Source organism: Oceanicola sp. S124, from assembly GCF_000220565.1.
In the GTDB taxonomy this organism is placed as follows: Bacteria; Pseudomonadota; Alphaproteobacteria; order Rhodobacterales; family Rhodobacteraceae; genus Pseudooceanicola.
In genome coordinates this window covers 1-5,885 of sequence record NZ_AFPM01000303.1, presented here as the reverse complement: position 1 = coordinate 5,885, position 5,885 = coordinate 1, and the positions used below count along the sequence as shown (strand labels likewise).

Below are 5,885 nucleotides of genomic sequence, written 5' to 3'. Positions count from 1 at the left end.
GGCGGCGGCTATCGACCGCCGGGATGGCGGCATTGCCCGACAGCGCCATGCCCAGGGCTTCGGCCATCGACGCCATGGTCGAGGCGGTGCCCATGGTGTTGCAGGTGCCGGACGAGCGCGACATGCCTTGCTCGGCCTCGAGGAATTCCTCCTGGGTCATGTCCCCGGCCTTCACGGCCTCGGAGAACTTCCACAGGTGGGTGCCCGAGCCGACGCGCTCGCCGCGGAAGTAGCCGTTCAGCATCGGGCCACCGGTGACGACGATCGAGGGCACGTCGCAGGAGGCGGCGGCCATCAGCAGCGAGGGGGTGGTCTTGTCGCAGCCGACCATGAGGACCGCGCCGTCGATGGGCTGGCCGCGCAGCTGTTCCTCGATCGAGAGGGCGGCGAGGTTGCGGAACATCATCGCGGTCGGACGGAAGGTGTTTTCCGAGGCCGAGAACACGGGCACCTCGACCGGGAAGCCTCCGGCCTCCCAGATGCCCGCCTTCACCTTTTCGGCCAGCTCGCGCAGGTGGCCGTTGCAGGGGGTCAGGTCGGACCATGTGTTCATGATGCCGATGATCGGGCGGCCGTCGAAGAGATCATGCGGATAGCCCTGATTCTTCAGCCAGCCACGATGGTAGATCGTGTCGCGCGAGTTGCCGCCATACCATTCCTGAGACCGTAGCTTGCGGGGCCATTCGGCAGGTTTGAACGTCATTGCACTGGGTCCGTGACTAGAGTTTGAACACACTTCGCGAAGGTGGGTTGCACCCACCCTACGCTTGCAGCGGGCGTTTGGTCGCCCGACCGGGGGCAGGCCCCGGGGCCTGCGTAGGGTGGGAGGGATCCCACCCCGGAACAGGCCTCAGCCCTTGTTCTTCTGGTAGACGTCGAAGAACACGGCGGCGAGCAGCACCAGGCCCTTGATCACCTGCTGGTAGTCGATGCCGATGCCCATGATCGACATGCCGTTGTTCAGCACGCCCATGATGAAGGCGCCGACCACCGCCCCGATGATCTTGCCCGAGCCACCGGACATGGAGGCCCCGCCGATGAAGACGGCGGCGATGACGTCGAGCTCGACCGCGAAGCCGGCTTTCGGCGTGGCGGTGTTGAGGCGGGCGGCAAAGATCAGCCCCGCCAGCGCGGCCAGCATGCCCATGTTGACGAAGGCCAGGAAGGTCAGCTTCTCGGTCTTGATGCCCGAGAGCTTGGCGGCCTTCTCGTTGCCGCCGAGGGCATAGATGCGGCGGCCCAGCGTGGTGTTCTCGGTGATGAAGGCATAGACCACGGTCAGCACCACCATCGAGATCAGCACGTTCGGCAGGCCACGGAACCAGGCCAGCTTGTACATCACGTAGAAGAGCGCGCCGCAGACGATCACGTTGCGCGCCACGAAGAACATCGTCGGTTCGTCATCCATGCCGTACTTGCGGTTGCGCGCCCGCTGGTTCAGGCCCATCCAGACGATCAGGATCACCGCCAGGGCGCCGGCGATCAGCGCCGTGCCATTGGGCCGCTTCATGCCGATGATATCGGGGATGAAGCCGGTCGACAGCGCCTGGAAGCTACGCTCGAACGGGCCGATGGACTGGCCTTCCAACAGCCAGAGCGACAGGCCACGGAACACCAGCATCCCCGCCAGGGTGACGATGAAGGCCGGGATCCGCCAGTAGGCGACCCAGTAGCCGTGCCAGGCGCCGATTGCGGCCCCTGCGACCAGGCAGACCGGAATGGTCATCCAGACAGGCCAGTCCCAGTTGACCATCATCACCGCTGCCAGCGCGCCGATGAACCCCATCACGGAGCCGACCGAGAGGTCGATATGCCCCGCCACGATGACGATCAGCATCCCGAGCGCCATGATGATGATGTAGCTGTTCTGCAGGAACAGGTTGGTGATGTTGACCGGCTTCAGCAGCGTGCCCCCGGTCACCACCTGGAAGAAGAGCATGATGGCGATCAGCGCGACCAGCAGGCCGTAGTCGCGCAGGTGGCCGGCGAGATAGGCGCCCAGGCTCTTGCCCGCGCCGTCGGTGTTCTTGTCAGCGAGTTCCACGTTCCGCTCTCCTATTCCGCGCCGCCCAGGGCGGGCTCGTCGACGACATCGGTGACGATCATCGACATGATCTTTTCCTGGCTGGCCTCGGCCGCCGTCAGCTCTCCGACCAGCGCGCCCTCGTTCATCACGTAGATGCGGTCGCACATGCCCAAGAGTTCGGGCATCTCGGAGGAGATCATCACCACGCCCTTGCCCTGTTCGGACAGGTCATTGATGATGTTGTAGATTTCGAACTTAGCGCCGACGTCGATACCGCGCGTCGGCTCGTCCAGGATCAGCACCTCGGGCCCCGAGAAGAGCCATTTCGACAGCACCACCTTCTGCTGGTTGCCCCCCGAGAGGTTCATCACCTTCTGGAAGACAGAGGGCGTGCGGATGTTCATCGCCTGCCGGTACTCTTCGGAGACGCGGGTCTCTTCGCCCTGGCTGATGACGCCGGATTTCGACACGCCGGGCAGGTTGGCCAGGGTGACGTTCTTCTGGATGGTCTCTTCCAGGATCAGGCCCAGCGACTTGCGGTCCTCGGTGACATAGGCCAGGCCCGCGCCGATGGACTTGCCGACGGTCGAGACATCGACCGGCTGGCCGTGCATCTTCACGCTGCCCGAGATGTTCTTGCCGTAGCTCTTGCCGAAGATCGACATGACAAGCTCGGTCCGGCCCGAACCCATCAGACCCGCGATGCCGACGACCTCCCCGGCGCGGACGTTGAACGAGGCATTCCTGATCACCTGCCGGTCGGCATGCTCGGGGTGCCAGACGTTCCAGTCCTCGACCTCCATCAGCATCTCGCCCGCGCGGTGCGGACGCGGCGGATAGCGGTCGGACATGTCCCGGCCCACCATGTCGCGCACGATGCGGTCCTCGGTGATCTCTTCCTTGCGCGCATCCATTGTCGAAACGGTCGAGCCGTCGCGGATCACCGTCACGCTGTCGGCCACCCGGCGGACCTCGTTCAGCTTGTGGCTGATGATGATCTGGGTGACGCCCTGGGCCTTCAGCTCAAGCATCAGGTCCAGCAGGGCCTGGCTGTCATGCTCGGACAGAGCCGCGGTCGGCTCGTCCAGGATCAGCAGCTTCACGTCCTTGGACAGCGCCTTTGCGATCTCGACCAGCTGCTGCTTGCCGACGCCGAGGCTGTCGATCAGCGTGCCGGGGTTCTCGGACAGGCCGACCTTCTTCAGCAGGTCTTCGGTCAGGCGGAAGGTCTCGCGCCAGTCCATCACGCCATTCTTCGCGCGCTCGTTGCCGAGGAAGATGTTCTCGGCAATCGACAGCAGCGGCACCAGGGCCAGCTCCTGGTGGATGATGATGATCCCGAGGTCTTCGCTGTCATTGATGTCCGAGAACTGGGCCAGCTTGCCGTCGTAGTGGATTTCGCCATCGTAGGTACCGGCGGGATAGACGCCGGAGAGCACTTTCATCAGCGTGGACTTCCCGGCGCCGTTCTCGCCGCAGATGGCGTGGATCTCGCCCGTCCCGACCGTCAGATTGACGTTGTCGAGGGCCTTCACGCCTGGGAATTCCTTGGTGATGGAGCGCATTTCAAGCAAAGAAGTCATGGCTTTGCCTTCTGCAGTCTTTGAGGGGAGATCCGCCTGCGGAGGATGCAGGCGGATCCTGAACTGCCGGCCTTGCGACCGGCAGCAGTCGGACGGGGGTCTGACCCGGCCTTATTCGAAGGCGTCGGCGGGGTGGTAACCGCTGTCGACCACGATTTCCTTCCAGTTCGAGCTGTCCACGAGGACCGGTTCGAGCAGGTAGGAGGGAACGACCTTCACGCCGTTGTCGTAGGTCTCGGTGTCGTTGATCTCGGGCTCGGTGCCCTCGACCAGCGCCTCGACCATGTCGACGGCCACGCCGGCCAGTTCGCGGGTGTCCTTGAAGACGGTCGAGTACTGCTCGCCGGCGATGATGGACTTCACCGAGGGCAGCTCGGCGTCCTGGCCGGTGACGATCGGCATCTTCATGTCGCCCGAGCCGTAGCCCACGCCCTTCAGCGAGGACAGGATGCCGATGGACAGGCCGTCGTAGGGCGAGAGCACGCCGTGGACCTGTTCGTCGGTGTAGTAGGCGGACAGCAGGTTATCCATGCGGGCCTGTGCAACCGCACCGTCCCAACGCAGGGTGCCGACGGTGTCCATGCCGGTCTGGCCGGACACGATCTTGACGGTGCCGTCCTCGATCAGCGGATCCAGCACGGACATGGCGCCATTGTAGAAGAAGTAGGCGTTGTTGTCGTCCGGCGAGCCACCGAAGAGCTCGACGTTGTAGGGGCCGTCGCCGAAGCGCTCCTTCAGGCCGTCGACCAGCGAGGTTGCCTGCTGCACGCCGACCTGGAAGTTGTCGAAGGTGGCGTAATAGCTGACGTATTCGCTGTCACGGATCAGGCGGTCGTAGGAAATGACCGGGATGTCCGCGTAGTAGGCGTTCTCCAGCGCGTTCGACAGCGTGGTGCCGTCGATGGCCGCGATCACCAGCACGTCCACGCCGCGGGTGATCATGTTCTCGATCTGCGCAACCTGGTTCGGGATGTCGTCTTCTGCATACTGCAAGATGGTCTCGTAGCCGGCAGCCTCGAGCTGCTCCTGCATCGAGTTGCCGTCCGAAATCCAGCGAGCCGAGGACTTGGTCGGCATGGCGATGCCGATCAGACCGTCGGCATAGGCGCCGGTTGCGAACACGAGAGCGGCGGCCGTGGTGGCCGCGAGAGTCTTGAGAGTCATGATCTCCTCCACGTTAGCGGCCGGTTTGCCGGGACGTCCGGGGGGCCGCATTATCTGGTTGGTCTCCTCAACCGTGCCTTGGGTAGCCCTAACATATCATACCTGTAAAATTCTATTTATGCTGATTTTCATACCTCAAGTGTTATGACTCGTGCTAGGCAGGCCGGATGGATCTGACGAAACGCCTCAAGCCCGTACACTTCCGTCTGGTGGATGAGATCGCCCGGCGCCAGAAGCTGCACCTCGCGGCCGAGGCCCTGGCGATGTCGCAACCCGCCGCCAGCCGCATGCTGGCCGATGTCGAGACCGAGCTGGGCGCGCCGCTGTTCATCCGCCATGCCCGCTGGATGGAACCCACGCCCCTTGGCCAGACCTTCCTGCGCCACGTCCGGGTGATTCTCCTCGAGTTGGCCACCCTGCAGGCCGAGGTCGGCAATATCGCCGAGGGCCAGGCGGGCGAGATTCGCGTCGGCGCGGTGACCGGCCCGGCCATGGGATTCCTGATGCCCGCCCTGCTCAAGGTGAAGGCCGAAAGCCCCGGCATCGAGGCGACGATCGAAGTCGGCCCCTCGGTGCAACTGGTCCGCGGCCTGCGCGAGGGGCGGTTCGACTTCGTCATCGCCCGCCTGCTGCCCGATCAGGACAGCCACGAGTTCCACGTCTACCCGGCGCGCTCGGAAAACGTGGCCCTGATGGTGCGCGACAGCCACCCTCTGGCAGGTCGGGAGAACCTGCCGCTTCAGGCGGTGGCGGGGTTCGAGTGGGTGATGCAGGAGAGGGGCTCGCCCATCCGTCAGGCCGTCGAGGCCGCCTACCTGCAATCCGGGTCTCCGGTCCCCGGCAACGTGTCGAACTCCTCGTCGCTGCTGGTGGTGCTTTCGCTGCTGGCCCATTCCGACGTGATCGCGCCGCAGTCCGAGGAGGTGGCCGAGATCCTCACCGGCGAGAGCCTGGGCGCAAGGCTAGTGGTGCTGGACCTGGCCGAGCGGATCACCGTCTCGCCCTATTTCATCCTTGCCAACCGGGGCCAGCAACTGCCCCGCGCCACCGAACGGGTGCTGGAAGAGGTGCTGCGGCGGCTCTAGGGTTTCGCCCCCTGCGGGGGCGAAGGT

5 protein-coding genes are annotated in these 5,885 nt (G+C 64.6%); 1 reads left to right on the top strand and 4 read right to left on the bottom strand.

Annotated elements, in window-relative coordinates; genetic code table 11:
- The 4 genes from OS124_RS0120490 to chvE all read right to left on the bottom strand — a co-directional run.
- Positions 1-703, bottom strand: a 703-nt coding sequence (locus OS124_RS0120490) for a dihydroxy-acid dehydratase domain-containing protein (protein WP_010141845.1), incomplete at its 3' end; no start/stop codon positions are given.
- A 147-nt stretch (positions 704-850) separates the two neighbouring features.
- On the bottom strand, positions 851-2,044 hold the full coding sequence (gene mmsB, locus OS124_RS0120485) for a multiple monosaccharide ABC transporter permease (protein ID WP_010141844.1): 1,194 nt from the start codon (positions 2,042-2,044) through the stop codon (positions 851-853).
- A gap of 11 nt (positions 2,045-2,055) precedes the next feature.
- Positions 2,056-3,609 (bottom strand): multiple monosaccharide ABC transporter ATP-binding protein, encoded by a 1,554-nt coding sequence (gene mmsA / locus OS124_RS0120480; RefSeq protein WP_010141843.1) that lies wholly within the window; start codon positions 3,607-3,609, stop codon positions 2,056-2,058.
- Between the two features lie 111 nt (positions 3,610-3,720).
- On the bottom strand, positions 3,721-4,773 hold the full coding sequence (gene chvE, locus OS124_RS0120475; protein ID WP_010141841.1) for a multiple monosaccharide ABC transporter substrate-binding protein: 1,053 nt from the start codon (positions 4,771-4,773) through the stop codon (positions 3,721-3,723).
- Positions 4,774-4,940: 167 nt separating this feature from the next.
- On the opposite strand from chvE, the gene OS124_RS0120470 reads away from it, so the two are divergent.
- Positions 4,941-5,858, top strand: a complete 918-nt coding sequence (locus tag OS124_RS0120470) for a LysR family transcriptional regulator (protein WP_010141840.1) — start codon at positions 4,941-4,943, stop codon at positions 5,856-5,858.
- The last annotated feature ends 27 nt before the right edge of the window (positions 5,859-5,885 follow it).

Bases quoted from the DNA above. Each gene is read 5' to 3' on its own strand.
- mmsA (WP_010141843.1), bottom strand. From the start codon at position 3,609: ATGACTTCTTTGCTTGAAATGCGCTCCATCACCAAGGAATTCCCAGGC.
- chvE (WP_010141841.1), bottom strand. From the start codon at position 4,773: ATGACTCTCAAGACTCTCGCGGCCACCACGGCCGCCGCTCTCGTGTTC.
- OS124_RS0120470 (WP_010141840.1), top strand. From the start codon at position 4,941: ATGGATCTGACGAAACGCCTCAAGCCCGTACACTTCCGTCTGGTGGAT.